The organism is Patulibacter minatonensis DSM 18081 (assembly GCF_000519325.1).
GTDB classification, from domain to species: Bacteria; Actinomycetota; Thermoleophilia; order Solirubrobacterales; family Solirubrobacteraceae; genus Patulibacter; species Patulibacter minatonensis.
The window spans coordinates 226,000-240,146 of sequence record NZ_KI912613.1 but is presented as its reverse complement, the minus strand read 5'-3'; the positions used below and the strand labels follow the sequence as shown (position 1 = coordinate 240,146).

Annotated in this window: 16 protein-coding genes; 4 read left to right on the top strand and 12 right to left on the bottom strand. The window is 75.3% G+C overall.

What is annotated here, in order from left to right:
• Nucleotides 1-7 precede the first annotated feature (7 nt).
• Both PATMI_RS0101280 and PATMI_RS0101275 read right to left on the bottom strand, forming a co-directional pair.
• Nucleotides 8-763, bottom strand: coding sequence for a MinD/ParA family ATP-binding protein (locus tag PATMI_RS0101280; protein WP_026909550.1), 756 nt, complete (start codon nt 761-763; stop codon nt 8-10).
• The gene (locus tag PATMI_RS0101275) at nt 760-1,458 is read right to left on the bottom strand and encodes a response regulator (RefSeq protein ID WP_026909549.1); all 699 of its coding nucleotides are present in this window, start codon (nt 1,456-1,458) and stop codon (nt 760-762) included. Before PATMI_RS0101275 ends, PATMI_RS0101280 begins: the two co-directional genes overlap by 4 nt.
• A 129-nt stretch (nt 1,459-1,587) precedes the next feature.
• Here PATMI_RS0101275 and PATMI_RS33565 point away from each other — a divergent pair, with 129 nt between their 5' ends.
• Entirely contained in the window at nt 1,588-2,136 is a 549-nt protein-coding gene (locus PATMI_RS33565) for an RNA polymerase sigma factor (protein WP_157260558.1), read from the top strand.
• Nucleotides 2,133-3,071: a hypothetical protein gene (locus PATMI_RS0101265; protein ID WP_026909547.1), complete on the top strand. Its 939-nt coding sequence runs from the start codon at nt 2,133-2,135 to the stop codon at nt 3,069-3,071. The genes PATMI_RS33565 and PATMI_RS0101265 overlap by 4 nt, the downstream gene beginning before the upstream one ends.
• Before the next feature lie 29 nt (nt 3,072-3,100).
• Here the strand turns inward: PATMI_RS0101265 and PATMI_RS0101260 are convergent, their stop codons facing one another.
• Nucleotides 3,101-3,478: a MarR family winged helix-turn-helix transcriptional regulator gene (locus PATMI_RS0101260; RefSeq protein ID WP_026909546.1), complete on the bottom strand. Its 378-nt coding sequence runs from the start codon at nt 3,476-3,478 to the stop codon at nt 3,101-3,103.
• Between the two features lie 88 nt (nt 3,479-3,566).
• Between PATMI_RS0101260 and PATMI_RS26410 the strand changes: the two genes are divergently transcribed.
• Together PATMI_RS26410 and PATMI_RS0101250 are read left to right on the top strand one after the other, a co-directional pair.
• Nucleotides 3,567-5,411 (top strand): MFS transporter, encoded by a 1,845-nt coding sequence (locus PATMI_RS26410; protein ID WP_157260557.1) that lies wholly within the window; start codon nt 3,567-3,569, stop codon nt 5,409-5,411.
• A 118-nt stretch (nt 5,412-5,529) separates the two neighbouring features.
• Complete coding sequence (locus tag PATMI_RS0101250; protein ID WP_026909545.1) at nt 5,530-5,841, top strand: hypothetical protein; 312 nt, start codon at nt 5,530-5,532, stop codon at nt 5,839-5,841.
• 6 nt (nt 5,842-5,847) lie between these two features.
• Here the strand turns inward: PATMI_RS0101250 and PATMI_RS0101245 are convergent, their stop codons facing one another.
• From PATMI_RS0101245 to PATMI_RS0101205, 9 genes are all read right to left on the bottom strand, one after another.
• A complete protein-coding gene (locus tag PATMI_RS0101245) occupies nt 5,848-7,419 on the bottom strand; it encodes a cobyrinic acid a,c-diamide synthase CobB (RefSeq protein WP_026909544.1) in 1,572 nt (523 codons plus the stop codon).
• A 136-nt stretch (nt 7,420-7,555) separates the two neighbouring features.
• A complete protein-coding gene (locus PATMI_RS0101240; RefSeq protein WP_026909543.1) occupies nt 7,556-8,350 on the bottom strand; it encodes a hypothetical protein in 795 nt (264 codons plus the stop codon).
• Nucleotides 8,351-8,396: 46 nt separating this feature from the next.
• A complete protein-coding gene (locus PATMI_RS37100) occupies nt 8,397-8,684 on the bottom strand; it encodes a cytochrome C oxidase subunit IV family protein (RefSeq protein ID WP_051470913.1) in 288 nt (95 codons plus the stop codon).
• A 2-nt stretch (nt 8,685-8,686) separates the two neighbouring features.
• A complete protein-coding gene (locus tag PATMI_RS26405) occupies nt 8,687-9,337 on the bottom strand; it encodes a cytochrome c oxidase subunit 3 family protein (RefSeq protein WP_084269455.1) in 651 nt (216 codons plus the stop codon).
• Between the two features lie 306 nt (nt 9,338-9,643).
• Nucleotides 9,644-10,741 carry an alkaline phosphatase family protein gene (locus PATMI_RS0101225; protein WP_026909541.1) on the bottom strand — a complete coding sequence of 366 codons (1,098 nt, stop codon included), beginning with the start codon at nt 10,739-10,741 and terminating at the stop codon, nt 9,644-9,646.
• The gene (gene cobO / locus PATMI_RS26400) at nt 10,738-11,466 is read right to left on the bottom strand and encodes a cob(I)yrinic acid a,c-diamide adenosyltransferase (protein ID WP_084270266.1); all 729 of its coding nucleotides are present in this window, start codon (nt 11,464-11,466) and stop codon (nt 10,738-10,740) included. The genes PATMI_RS0101225 and cobO overlap by 4 nt, the downstream gene beginning before the upstream one ends.
• Nucleotides 11,467-11,503: 37 nt before the next feature.
• Nucleotides 11,504-12,436, bottom strand: a complete 933-nt coding sequence (locus PATMI_RS26395; protein WP_051470912.1) for an energy-coupling factor ABC transporter permease — start codon at nt 12,434-12,436, stop codon at nt 11,504-11,506.
• Complete coding sequence (cobA, locus tag PATMI_RS26390) at nt 12,423-13,334, bottom strand: uroporphyrinogen-III C-methyltransferase (protein ID WP_084269453.1); 912 nt, start codon at nt 13,332-13,334, stop codon at nt 12,423-12,425. The genes PATMI_RS26395 and cobA overlap by 14 nt, the downstream gene beginning before the upstream one ends.
• A 50-nt stretch (nt 13,335-13,384) precedes the next feature.
• Complete coding sequence (locus PATMI_RS0101205) at nt 13,385-13,945, bottom strand: hypothetical protein (protein WP_026909540.1); 561 nt, start codon at nt 13,943-13,945, stop codon at nt 13,385-13,387.
• Nucleotides 13,946-14,147 lie beyond the last annotated feature (202 nt).

Sequence of the window (14,147 nt, the reverse complement as noted above, 5' to 3'; positions counted from 1 at the left end):
GGCGCGCTCAGCCGACGATGCGCGCCGCGAGGGCGTCGTACATCGCCGCGACCGGGTGGTCGGGCCGGCTCAGGGAGAACACGCCCTGGCTGGAGTACGCCATCAGGTCGTCGGAGTGGGGGAGGACCGCGGCGACCTCGCAGTCGTACGCCGCGCGGACGCGCTCCTCGACGTCGGCGTGGTCGAAGACGGCGGGGGTCTTGTTGACGACCAGCAGCATGTGGGGGACCTGGAGCCGGCGGGCGACGGAGACGGTGACGCTCGTGCCCTCGTAGTCCTGCTGGTCGGGGCGGAGCACCACGACGACGGTGTCGGAGACCGCGATCGACAGCAGGGTCTCCTCGTTGAGGCCTGGGTGGGTGTCGAGCAGCAGCAGGTCGAGCCGCAGCTCGTCCACGAGCGTCCGGATGCCCTCGTGCAGCAGCGCGACGTCGTACCCGTCGTGCATGACGCGGGCGATGTCGCCGGCGTCGATGCTCGACGGGACGAGGAAGACGCGGCCCTCGAGGGTCGGGTCGAGCCCCGCGGTGACGTCCACCGCGGCCTCGGTGATGGCGCAGCGCCCCCAGAGGTGGTCGTTCAGCGTCCGGCCGATCGTGGCCTGGTCGATGCCGAAGAGGACGTGGATGCCGGGCGACTGGATGTCGGTGTCGACGACGCCGACCCGCAGCCCGCGACGGGCGGCCATCACGGCGACGTTCGCGGTGGTGTTCGACTTGCCGGTGCCTCCGCGGAAGGAGTGGACCGCGACGACGCGGCTCATCGGGACCGGAGCTCCGCCGCGCGGCGCTGGAGGTCGCGGAACGCGTCGGTGCCCGTGATCTCCTCGACCTGGCGGTCCGCGCGGGTCCGGTCGATCTCGATCCGCAGCTCCTGGACCTGCCGCTTCAGGGCGCGCTCGCGGGCCTGGACCTCGGCGGCCATGTGCGAGAAGACGCGGGCGAGGGTGCCCAGCGCGTCGTCGCGCCCGGCGACGCCGTCCAGCGCGTCCGGTGCGAACGTGCCGGCCTCGACCGCCGATGCGGCGGTCACGACGTGCTCGACCTGCTCGAGGTACTCGCGCTCGAGGTCGTGCAGGCGCTTGCGGGACAGCCCGGCGGCGATGCGCGCCCGCAGCAGGACCGGGTTGAACGGCTTGGGGAGGTAGTCGTCGGCGCCGAGCTCGATGCAGCGCACGACGCTCTGCATGTCCTCGACGCTCGAGATCATGATCACCGGCAGGTGGCGCAGGTCCTCGTCGCCGCGGATGCGCTCGAGCACCTGGTAGCCGTCCATCTCCGGCATCAGCACGTCGAGGAGGACGACGTCGAACGGCCTGCTCCGCACGAGCTCCCAGCCGGCCCGGCCGTCGTTCGCGGTGGCGACGGCGTGGCCCTCCCGCTCCAGGTAGCTCGCGAGCAGCCGGCGGTTGATGGGATCGTCGTCGACGACGATCAGCTGCGCCGGTGGGTCGCTCAAGGGGTGCGGACTCTAGGCTCGCCCGGTGGACGGTGTCAAGACTCACCCCGGGTGGTCCGGGCGGGCGTTCCGGGGCACGTCTGCGGCGCGATCTGTCACAGATCGGGCCGTCGACCCAAGTAGGTGGTGATGGTCCTGAGACGCACCGCCGCGCGGTCGGACGCCGAACTCCTCGCCGGCGACGGCGACGCCTTCGCCGCCCTGTACACGCGCCACGAGGACGCGATCCTCGGGTACTTCCGCAGGCGGGTGCCGTCGGCCGAGATCGCGGCTGACCTGGCGGCCGAGACGTTCGCCGCCGCCCTGGCCGGGCGCTGCGGCTTCGATCCGGACCGCGGCGAGGTCCGCGGCTGGCTGTTCGGGATCGCCCGGCACCTGCTCGCCCAGAGCCTCGAGCGGGGTCGCGTCGACGACGCCGCGCGCCGGACGCTCGGGATGCAGCGCGTCGTGCTCACCGACCAGGAGCTCGCCCGCGTCGACGCGCTGACCGGGACCGCTGCGCTGGACGCCCTCGCCGCCCTGCCCGAGGAGTTGCGGCTCGCCGTCGCCGGTCGCGTCGTCGACGAGCAGGAGTACCGCGAGCTCGCCGCGGCGCTCCGGTGCTCCGAGAGCCTCGCGCGGCAGCGCGTCAGCCGCGGCCTCCGCACGCTCCGCACCCGACTCCAGGAGCTCCGATGAGCCGCCTCCCGACGCTCGAGCAGGCACTTCGCGACGCCGCGCAGCGGGCGCACGACGGTGTCCCCGCGCCCGCCGCCCCGACCCCGGCCCCCCGACGGTTCTGGCGCACGCCCCTGGGCGTCCTCGTCGTGCTCGCGGGGCTCGGGGGGACCGGGGCGGCCGTCGCCGCGACCGGTCTCTTGGAGCGCGGCGAGCCCGTGCCTCGGTCCGTCCGGCCGTTCGCCGGGGGACTCGCGTCGATCTCGCCCGGGAGCACCCGCGTCATGAAGGTCCGGGCCGCCGACCCGGACGGCGGACCGCCGTGGGGCCTCCGGATCTTCCGCACCCGCGACGGCCTGGCGTGCGAGCAGTTCGGCCGGGTCCAGCGCGGCGAGCTCGGCGTGGTCGGCCGGGACGGCGCGTTCCGGGACGACGGCCGGTTCCACCCGAATCCCGCGGATCGGCAGCAGTCCGGCAGCTGCGGCGGCCTGCTCGACGGCGGGCAGCTCTATAGCTCCGGGCTGCAGTCGGGCATCCCGGCCAGCGGCTACTCCGGCAGACCCGGCGGGGCCGTCGGCGGGTGCGTCGAACGGGTCGACCCGGCGACGCAGTCCCCGCAGACCCGCCGTCGGCTCCGGGGCCTCCCGGTGTGCGGCAGGGGGACGGCGCGCACCCTGATCTACGGCTTCGGGGGCGCGGAGGCCGTGAAGGTCGAGCTCCTCGGGAGCGATCGCCGGGCGGTCGTGCCCGGCCGCGACGACAGCGGCGCCTACCTGTTCGTCCTGCGTTCGATGGAGCGGTGGTCGTCCGTGCGGGTGACGTACCGCGGCGGCCTCGAGTGCACGGTCACGGCCCGCACCGACCGCCCGGTGCCGGACGGCGACTGCTTCCCGCCGCCGGGCATCCGGATGCCGAGCCCGGCGTCCGGTGGGCCCCTGCCGCGTCCCGGCGACTGACGCGCACGCCGGCCCGGGCGTGCCGTCCCTCAGGCGACGGGTGCGAGGTGCTCGTCGAGCACCCGGCGCTGCGTCGGGCGAGCGGCGGCGTGCCGCTCTCGGCCCTCGTCGGTGATGCAGGCGAAGACGCCGCGGCGGTCCGACGCGCACATGTTGCGGCAGACCAGACCGTCCTTCTCAAGCCGGCCGACGACGCGGGTCGTGGCGCTCTGGCTCAGGTGGACCGCGTCGGCGAGCTCCTGGATCCGCTGGTCGCGGCACTCGCCCTCGACGAGGCGCTCCAGCACCTCGAACTCGCTGACCGACAGGCCGTGCCCCGCCTGCAGCTCGCGCTCGAGGTCGCAGGTGATCGCGGCGTGGGAGGCGAGGATGGTCCGCCAGCGCTCGACCGTGGGTTCGGGGCTCATCTCGTCATCGAGCGTAGCACCGCGGCGGCCTGTCCATGCACCGGCAGATGCTGCGAGTGCATAAAATGCATGTGCATATACTTTCGCCATGGCTTCTTCCCATGCCGCTGCGGGCATCGCCCGCGGCACGTCCTCCCGGGCCTCCCGGTCCTTCTTCACCCCGCCGTCGGTCAGCCCGGTCGGCGGCCCCGCCGCCTGGTTCGCGGCCCAGCGCACCGCCAGCACCTCGTCCTCCGCCGGGGGCGTCGTGTCGATCGACGGCTCCGGCACCCCGCGTGGCGCCGCTGTCGCGGCTGCCGCGTCGGGCGGCCCGTCGTCCGTCGTCGACGCGTCCTCCACGGCGGACGCGTCGTCCGGCGACGCCGGCGGGACGGCCGTCGCGGTCGCCGCGTCGGCCGACGCCGCCCAGGATGCCGACGACCCGGCCACCGTGGACCGCCGCTCCCGCAGCCCCGACGCGGGCACGCCGGCGCCCGGCGGCGGGCCAGCCGACGGCGCCGGCGACGACCGCTGGGACGCCCGCATCTGGGGCGCCCTGATCGTCCTCTGCGGCGCGCTGTTCCTCGACGGCCTGGACGTCTCGATGGTCGGTGTCGCGCTGCCGTCCATCGGCTCCGACCTCGGCCTCTCGGCCGGCACCCTGCAGTGGGTCGTCTCCGGCTACGTCCTCGGCTACGGCGGGCTCCTGCTCCTCGGCGGACGGGCGGCGGACCTGCTCGGGCGACGCCGGGTGTTCCTCATCGCACTGGGGGTGTTCGCGGTCGCGTCGCTCCTCGGGGCGCTCGTGGACGACGGCACGCTCCTCATCGCCACGCGCTTCATCAAGGGCGTCGCCGCCGCGTTCACCGCACCCGCCGGCCTGTCGATCATCACGACGACGTTCCGCGAGGGCCCGGCCCGCAACCGCGCGCTCTCGATCTACGCCGCGTGCGGCGCGAGCGGCTTCTCGCTCGGACTCGTCTTCGGTGGCGTCCTGACGGAGGCCGGCTGGCGCTACACCTTCCTGCTGCCGGCCCCGATCGCGATCGCGCTCCTGATCGCCGCCCGCCGGTTCATCGCCAAGGACGAGCCGGACGACGCCGGGCATCGCTCCTACGACCTCGCCGGCGCGGCGACGGTCACGGGCTCGATGCTGCTGCTCGTCTACGCGGTCGTCGAGGCCCCGGGGCGCGGCTGGCTCGACCCGGTGACCCTCGCCGCGTTCGCGGTGAGCGCCGGCCTGCTGGCGGCGTTCGTCGCGATCGAGCGCCGCGTCCAGCACCCGCTCGTCCGCCTCGGCGTGTTCCGCTCGCGGCACATCGTCCACGCGAACATCGGGGCGATGGTCGTCTTCGGGTCGTACGTCGGCTTCCAGTTCCTCGCGACCCTGTACCTGCAGGACGCGCTGGACTGGTCGCCGCTGCAGACCGCGCTGGCGTTCCTGCCCGCCGGGCTGCTCGTCGCCTTCGGCGCGCCGCGCACCGGCGCGCTGGTCGACCGGATCGGCACCGCGCCGGTGATCCTCGTCGGCCTGACGGCCTTCGCGGTCGGGTACGCCCTGTTCTTCCGGGCGGACGCGACCCCGACGTACGCGACGACGATCCTGCCGACGATGCTGCTCCTCGGCGTCGGCTTCGCGCTCTGCTTCCCGGCCCTGAACATGCAGGCGACGGCCGGGATCGAGGACCACGAGCAGGGGCTCGCGTCCGGTCTGGTCAACACGAGCTTCCAGGTCGGCGGGGCCGTCGTCCTCGCCCTCGTGACGGCGGTCGTCTCGGCCAACGCCGTCCCGGGCGACCAGGCGGCGGGCATCATCGACGCCCTGCGGCCGGCCACCGGCCTGGTGATGGGGGTCGCGATCCTCGGGGTCCTCGTGACGGCGGCGGTGCTCGCGCCCGGCGCGCGGCGGACGGTCCGCGCCCGGGTCACGGTCCGCGGCGGCGCGGCGGACTGAGCGGCGGCGGGCGAGGGCGGGCACGGGGGCGGTGCTGCCCCTGTGCAACCCCCTCCGGGACCTCCCCGGTCCCGGGCACGAATCCCGCGGGAGCCCACACGCCGCTTAGGTTTGTCCCGTGGACCACGACCTCGCATCGGACGTCATCGACCTCGCCTCCGACGCCCGGGCCTGGCTCGCGGGCGACCGGGTGATGGTCCCGGTCGGCGGGCAGGACACCGCCCCGCCGCCGGAGGCCTCGTTCGCCGAGGCGTTCGAGGAGCGCACCGTCGACGTGCTGCGCCGGCTCGACGCGGTCGGCGTCCCCGGGACGACGACCACCGGGGTGCCGCCGGCCGAGGCGCGCGCCCGCGCGTACGTCCAGGGCGGACACCAGGAGACCTTCGTCGAGGACCTCTTCGCGATGGCCCGGCTGCTCGCCGAGCGCTGAGGGCGGTCAGCGGCAGGCGGCGACGAAGCGCGCCGCGGCCTGCGGGAACGCCGCCCAGTGCGTGTGCAGGTAGCTCGCGTGGACCGTCGGCGTGGCGACGCCCTCCGCCCGTTCGCGCGCCCGCGAGCGCAGGACCCAGGCGGGCGGGTCGGTCGCCTCGGGGGTCAGCGTGGAGTAGTGGAACTCGTGGCCCCGGACGTCGGCGCCGGCCGCCCACAGCGGCGAGTCCGCAGCGGCGGTCGCCTCGCGGTACCCGAGCGTGAGGCGCTTGCCCAGGTGGCCGACGCCGGGCAGCACGCCGCACATCTCGTGCCCGTCGAGCGTGGTCCCCAGGTAGAGCAGCCCGCCGCACTCCGCCACCACCGGGGCGCCGCGCCCGGCCAGCGCCGCGACCGCCGACCGCGCCGCGCCGTTCTCCGCGAGGGCGGCGCCGTGCTCCTCGGGGAACCCGCCGCCGAGGTACAGGCCGTCGGTGCCCGCGGGCGGGCCGTCGTCGGCCAGCGGGTCGAACGGCACGAGGTCCGCGCCCGCGGCGCGGAGGAGCTCCAGGTTCTCGGCGTACCGGAACGTGAACGCGGCGCCGGCCGCGTAGGCGACGACCGGGCGCCGGTGGCCCGGTGCGTCGGCCGGGTCGGGCGCCGGGGTGGTGGTGAGGTCGGGGACGGCGGCGAGACGCGGGGGCCCGCTCGTCCCGGGGGCCTCCGCGGCGCCCGGGGCGTGCGCGGCACCGGGGCCGCCCGCGCCACGGGGACCCGCCGCGGCATCCGGAGCGTCCCCGTGGTCCGCACGGCCTGCGGCGCCCGTGGTCCCGGCCCCCGCGAGCGCGGCCGCGGCGCTCCACGCGAACGCCCCGAGCGGCGGCGCCGAACGGGCGAGTCGCTCGATCCCCTCGAGGTCGCATGACGCGGCGACCCGCTCGGCGAGCACCGCCTGCGCCGCACGGGCGCGCTCGTCCCGCTCGCCGACGGGCACGAGGCCCAGGTGCCGCGACGGCGCCTCGACGCGGTCGTCGCGGGGAAGGGCGCCGAGGACCGGGACGCCGATCGGCTCGAGCGCCTCGCGCAGCAGCTCGGCGTGGATCGGCGAGCCGACCTTGTTGAGGATCACCCCGGCGACGTGGACCCCGAGGTCGAAGTTGCGGTACCCGAGGACGAGCGCGGCGACCGAGCGGGCCATCGACGCGGCGTCGACCACCAGGAGCACCGGGGACCGCGTGAGCTTCGCGACGTGGGCGGTCGACGCGAGCTCCCCCCGCCCGGTCGCGCCGTCGTAGAGGCCCATCACGCCCTCGATCACCGCGAGGTCCGCGGGGCGGGACGCCGCGCCGGTCCCCGCCGCGTGGGCGGTCGCGTGGGCCAGGAGCGGGGCGATCAGCTCGGGGCCCGACAGGAACGCGTCGAGGTTCCGTGCGGGCCGGCCCGTCGCCAGGGCGTGGTAGCTGGGGTCGATGAAGTCGGGGCCGACCTTGGCGCCCTGCACCGTCAGCCCGCGCGCCGAGAACGCCGCCATCAGGCCGGACGCGACGGTCGTCTTGCCCGCGCCCGAGGTCGTACCGGCGATGACGATGCGGGCGGTCACGCGGCGGACCGTATCGGGTCGCTCCCGGCCCCCTCGGTCCGGCGGCGGCGGGGTCCCTGAGCGCCGGACCTCGCAGGTCCTCCGGCCTTTCGGGGGAGCGCTCCGACGGCGGGGCGTCGCCGCCCCGCCCGCGCGTTCAGGCCTGCGCCGCGGCGGCCTCGACGTGCTCCTGCAGCTCCTCCTTCGCCGCCGCGCGGATGACCACCCACATCGCGAGGATCCAGGTGAAGAAGACGACGAACGCGAGCCAGTAGACCGCGGCGCCCTGCCACGAGAACGGCCCGGTCTTGAAGAACGGGAGGAACAGCGCGGGGACGAAGAGGATCGCGACCCAGATGTTCAGGAAGCCGAACCACCGCGGGTAGACCTGCCGCGCGACGTCGCGCTTGAGGGTCGCGACCCCGATCACGAGCGCCTGGAACGAGAAGATCGGGACCGTGATGAACAGCATGATCCACCCGAGGTCGTGCAGGGTCTGCGTCAGCTCGGGCGACCGCTCCGGCCGGAACGAGGCGACGATCAGGATGATCGTCGCGGCGGAGAGGAAGATCCACCCGCCGGCACCGGAGATCAGCTGGATCATCGCGAGCACCGGGCGCTTGGGGTGCATGCGGTTCATCTGCACGGCGATCACCGCGGTCAGGGCGCCCCAGCCGGCCCAGCCGCAGAAGCCGATGACGAGGCCCGCGCGGATCACGTCCGTGTTGTCGCGGTAGTGATCGGCGATCTGCTGGGCGCTGTCGTTGGCCCCCATCGGCGGGATGAAGCGGGTCATGACCAGCCAGCCGCCCACGACGAGCACGATCAGGTAGATCCCCGCCCAGGCGCAGGCGATCTGCGTGCGGGTCGAGAGCCCGAACGATCCTTGGACGGACGTGGGGGGCGACGCGCCGGTGGGGGGCGCGTCGGCGGACGGGGTGAGCGTGCTCATCGGGCTTCGCTTTCGGGTGTCGGGTCGGGGATGCGGTCGCGGCCGGTCAGGAGGTCACGAGGTACAGGACGCAGAGGGCGGTGCAGAGCAGCACGACATAAGCGTCGAAGATGGTGCGCAGGAGGAGGGTCGACTCGCGGATGTCCATGAAGTGCCGGCCGACGAACCAGACCTTCACGAACGTGATGACGAGGACGGCGACGCCGCCGACCGTCGCGCCGTCGCCGGGTGCGCCGCCCTCGTGGATGCCGAGCCACCACGACGCGAGCGTGGCGACGACGAGCGCCGCCCAGATGACGACCGATGCGCGGCTGTTGCGGACGATCTGCTGCACGGTCAGGCCACCAGGTAGAAGAGCGGGAAGAGGACGAGCCAGAGCAGGTCCACGAGGTGCCAGAACGTGGCCCCGCTCTCGAGGAGCGCCTGGTCGTGCTCGCCGGGCGTCGGTCGGCGGGTCAGGCGCACCATGACGCCGAGGGCGACCATGCCGATCAGCAGGTGCACGAGGTGGATCCCCGTGAACGCGAAGTACAGGGTGTAGAAGTCGTTCGTCCCGGGGTTCAGGCCGTCGCCGAACTTCTCGCCCCACTCGATCGCCTTGTCGATGGCGAACATCGTGCCCGTCGCCATCGCCCCGAGCAGGAGCTGCGAGGCGAGCCGGCGGCGGTTCTCCCGCACCGCGCGCATGCCGAGCACGACGAGGATCGAGCCGGTGAGCAGCAGCACGGTGTTGGCGACGCCGAACTCCGTGCTCAGGGTCTCCCGGCCGGCCCGGAACTCCTCGAGCCCGTCGCCGCGCTGCACGATGAAGATCCCGAAGAACAGCCCGAAGACGAGCATGTCCCCGAGGATGAAGATCCAGAGGCCGACCTCGCCGGGGACGTGGCCCGACGTCCAACGGGACGGGGGCCCGTCCTTCGCGGTCGGCGCCGCGGCGACGGCCGGGCGGGGGAGGGGCTGGACCTCCTCGTCGTCGGTGCCGAGCATCCTCAGCGGGGCCCGGCGAGGGCGCGGTGACGGGGACGGCCCGTGGGCGGGCGTCGCGTGACGCGTGCTGGTGCGTGGAGGGTCACGGGCGACATCGCCGCGAGCATAACGCCGTGGAACGGTCGGGGAACGAGTCCTGTGCGATGCCTCCGGACGATCGCACAGCGGGGCCGCGGAACCCCCGTCCGACCGGGTGGAGGGGCCGCCGCGCGGACCGCGTCCGGCGTCCCGACGGCGCCGCCCGCGAGTACGGCGTCGACGCGGTGGCGGAGGCGGTGGGCGCGTCCGCGGCGGACCGCGCCGCCGTCAGGGCGTCCAGGGGGACGCGACCACCGGTGCTCCCGCGACCGCGTCCTCCGTCAGGCGGTCGGGGCCGGTCGGCCGGATGCCCGGGCCCCAGACGACGGCCGGGACCGGGTCGGCCAGGTGATCACCCGTCCGCGGGTCGGTGCCGTGGTCGGGGCAGACCGCCAGCGTCGCGCCGAGGTCGAGCGCGAGGGCGGCGAGCGGCGCGAGCAGGTCGCGGTCGATCCGCTGGGCCTCCAGGCGCTTGGCCTGCGGGTCGCGGGCGTGGGACGCCTCGTCCGGGCTGCCGACGTGGACGACGACCGTGTGGAACCCGTCGCGCAGGAGCGTCGTGGCGGCGCGGCACTTGGCCGCGACGTCGGTGCCCGGTCGACCGGTCGCGCCGCTCGGGTGGATCGTCGCGGCGCCCATCAGGCGCGCGACGCCCGCCATCGTCGACCGCGGGGCGCAGACCACGGCGGTGTCCTCGTCGAGGATCGGTCCAGGGGTCTCGCCGTCGGGCCAGAGCTGGAAGCGGGGGAGGTCACCCGGCTCGTGGGTGCCCTCGACCCCGTTCGCGGCGCCGAGGTCGTCGAGGTCCAGGCGCCGCGGCAGCGTCGGGGTGCGGTGGCCCCAGACGAGCATGCGGTGGGCGGCGAGGTGCTGGACGTGGAGCGCCTCGTCCAGGCCGTGGAGCAGCGACAGCGCCGTCGGGGCGAGCTCGGGCCAGGGACGGCCGTCGTCGTGGCGGACGTCGACCCGGTGGACGACCGCTCCGGCCGGCTCGGTCAGGCCGCTGGCGGCGGCGTCGACCCGGCCGCGCGACACGGTCCGCGTCGGCGTCCAACCGAGGAGCAGCGGCAGGCCGACCTCGCTGCCCGGCAACAGGCCGGGGGGCGTGGTGGCCACACGGCGGACGGCCCCGCGCTTCGCGATCGCGTTCAGGGCCATCGGCGTGAACGACGACAGCGTGGTGCCGCGGGGGCCGGGCGTCTCGGCGAGGCCGTCCGGGATCACGAGGATGCGCTGCCCGCGGGTGCTGCGGTCGGCGGCCGGCTCGCCGACGTCGTCCGGGTCGTCCCAGACGTCGCCGGGGAGGGAGCCGCCGGAGGGGGTCACCAGTCGATCCCCTGCTGGGCGCGGATGCCGGCGGCCATCGGGTGCTTCACGTTGACGACCTCGGAGACCAGGTCGGCGGTCTCGACCAGGCGCTCGTGGGCGTTGCGGCCGGTCAGGACGACGTGCTGGAAGCCCGGGCGCGCGGCGAGGGTCTCGATCACGTCCTCGACGTCGATCCAGCCCCAGGAGATCGGGTAGGTGATCTCGTCCAGCAGCAGGAACTCGTACCGCTCGGCGGCGATGCGGCGCTTGACCTCCTCCCATCCGGCCTTGGCGATGTCCTCGGACTCGGTCATGTCCTTCTGGATCCAGGTCCAGCCCTTGCCCTGGATCTCCCACTCGATCGTGCCGCCGGCGCCGGAGGCCGACAGGGCCTCGGCGGCCTTGCGCTCGCCGACCTTCCACTTGCCGCCCTTCACGAACTGGAAGACCCCGCACCGGTAGCCCCGCGCCCAGGAGCGCTGCAGCATCCCGAACGACGACGTCGACTTGCCTTTGCCCTTGCCGGTGACGACGGCGACGAGCGGCAGGTCGCGCTTCTTGCGGCGGACGGCCTCCTCGGAGCCCTTGTCGTCGGGCGTGTGGGGCAGGTCGGCGTCCTTGTGCCGTTCCGCGGCCTCGGGGCCCGGGGCGACGGTCGGGTCCAGGGCGGTCGCGCCCTCGTCCGGGTTCGCGCCGGGCGGAGTGGTGCCGGCGGGCTCGGGGGTGGTCGGCTCGTCGGTCATGCGGGTCCTCCGGTGGTGGGACGGGCGGCGGTCGTGGTCACGCGGATCGGTCCCGGGCACCGGGCGGGTCGTCCGCGGCGGGCGCGGGCGGCGGGGGCGCGGCCGGTCGCGGACCCTGCGGCTCGCAGCCCGGCGGCGGGGGCGGCGACGCGCCGGCGTCACCGGCCCGGGCCGCGACGTCCTCCGGCGGCCGGCTCCCGACGGTCGCCGGCCGGCGCGGGCCCTGCGGCTCCGTCCCCGGGGGCGGCGGGACGCGCGGTCCCGCGGGCGCCGGCCGCCGTCGGACCGGCGGCTTCGCGGAGCGCCGCAGCTCGGGGGGCGCGATCAGCACGAGGTCCGGCCTGCGGGCCAGCAGCGCGCGCACGATGCCCGCGGTCACGAGCGCCTCGACGATCCCGATCAGCGCGTAGGTGCCGATCGTGCCGCCGACGACCGGACCGAGCTGGACCGAGCCCTTGTGCCCCAGGTGGAACTCGACGACGAAGAGGCAGGCGGCCAGCACGACGTTGACGTACGCCGCCACGGCGCACGCGGCCGCGAGGCCCCCCGTGGTGCTGCGGCCCTGCCACCGGCGGATCACCGCCTGGACGCCGCGCAGGATCGGCCAGCCGATGAACGCGGGCACGAGCGCCGCGTTGACGATGTTCAGGCCGAGGACGGTGATGCCGCCGTCGCCCTGCACGAGCGCCTGGACGACCGTGACGACCGAGATCGTGATCATCCCGAGCCACGGTCCGAGCAGCGCGATCGCCAGGGTGCCGCCGAGCAGGTGCCCCTGGGTGCCGATGCCGATCGGCAGGAACGGCGTGTCGCCGACGAGGAAGAACGCGCCCGCCAGGCCGGCCAGCGGCAGCTTGCCGTTGTCGGCGTGCATGTCGGCCCTGCGGATCGCGACCGCGAGGCCGGCGACGGCGACGCCGGCGCCGATCGCGGTCGTCGTGCCGGTGAGGAAGCCCTCAGGGATGTGCATCCTGGGCCTCCTCCGCGGCGTCGTCGGTGGACCGGTGACCGGCGGGGCGGGGCGTGCGTCGGCCGCGCGTGGCGGCGTCCGGCGCCCCGGCGTCGCCGTCGGCGGGGCGCACCGGGGCGACCGAGCCGGACTCAGCCACGGTCGACGAGCGGCCGTCCGCGAACCACGCGAGGTCGAGACCGGCGACGGCCCCGATCACGAAGGTCACCGGGGCGGGGAGCCGGGGTGGCAGCGCGGTCAGCGTGCCGCGGATCGTCTCCTGCGCACCGGCCCGGCCCGCGGCGCTGATCGCGGCGACCGGGGTGTCGTCCGGCATCCCGGCCGCGAGCAGGTGGCCGGCGATCCGGCGGATCCGCGACCGGCCGGTGAGGACGACGATCGTGCCGTCCAGGCGCGCCAGGGCGTCCCAGTCGACCTCGCCCGGGTACTCCGGGTCGGTGTTGCCGGCCAGGACGGTCACGACGCGCGAGAGCTGCCGGACGTGGACCGGGATCCCGGCGAACGCGGGCGCCGCGATGCCCGCGCTGATCCCCGGGACGACCGTGAACGGCACGCCCGCCTCCTGGAGCGCGAGCGCCTCCTCGCCGCCGCGGGCCGCGACGAACGGGTCCCCGCTCTTCAGGCGCACGACCTCGCGGCCGGACCGCCCGAGGTCGACGAGCAGCCGGCAGACCTCGTCCTGCGGCAGCGCGCGCCGGGCGGCCACGGCGGGCGGCCCGGGGTCGGCGGGGACCTTGCCGACGAGGACGCGCTCGGCGCCGGGCGGGGCGAGGGCGACGACGGGGTCCGAGGAGGGGCGGTCGCTGACGACGACGTCGGCGGTCCGGACGAGCTCGGCGGCGCGGACGGTGAGGAGGTCCGGATCGCCCGGCCCCGCCCCGATGAGGTGGACCGTCACCGGCGGCACGGTACCGGAGAGCCGGGGCCGGACGGTCCCCCGCGGAGCGATCAGGTGCTGACCGCGGCTCCCGCCGTCGCCGCCGTGGCCGCGGAGCTGCTGTCGGACGTGTGCACGTGCAGGGTGAGCAGCAGCAGGAGCGATGCGTTGGGGTCGCTCCGTCCGGCGTCGGTCACCTGCGCGGTGCCCTTGCGCTTGCCGAGGGACCCGGGGAGGTCGACCTCGACGACGGTCGTCCCGTCCCGCTCCCACGTCCAGGTCGTGCGCAGCCAGCCGTGCGCCTTGAGCTCGTAGCTGCTCCCGCCGAGCTCGACGGTGCCGCCGCGCGTCCAGGTCCGCTTGTCCATCCGGGCGACCTCGGCGCCGGACTCGCCCTCGGTGATCTCCACCCGCGAGCTCGTGAGGCCCTTCACCCGCGAGAAGCCCCAGGCCCCCCCGGCGCTCTCGGCTCGCGCCCTGCCGCTCCACACGGAGTAGTCGATCCGGGCGACCGGACCGTCGGCCGCGACGAACTCGTGGACCTGCTCGCGCCAGGACTCCTTCCGGATCTCGAGCTCGCCTGTCGTGTCTCCGAGCGGGACGAGCGGCGGAGGGGACTCGGGGTCGGCCATGCTGTACGCCGTACCCGGAAGGCCGGGGCGGCCAACGTCCCCGGGTCGGCGGGCGTCCGAGCGCCGGACGCTCCCGGCGTCGGTGGAACGTCCGGTCCGTCGTACGTTCGGCCAGGAAACCGGGGTGCACCCTCACGGAGCGGGCGTACACGTGCGACGCGGGCGTCGAGGGGTAAAGGTCGCCCGGAGATCGGTCGATCGG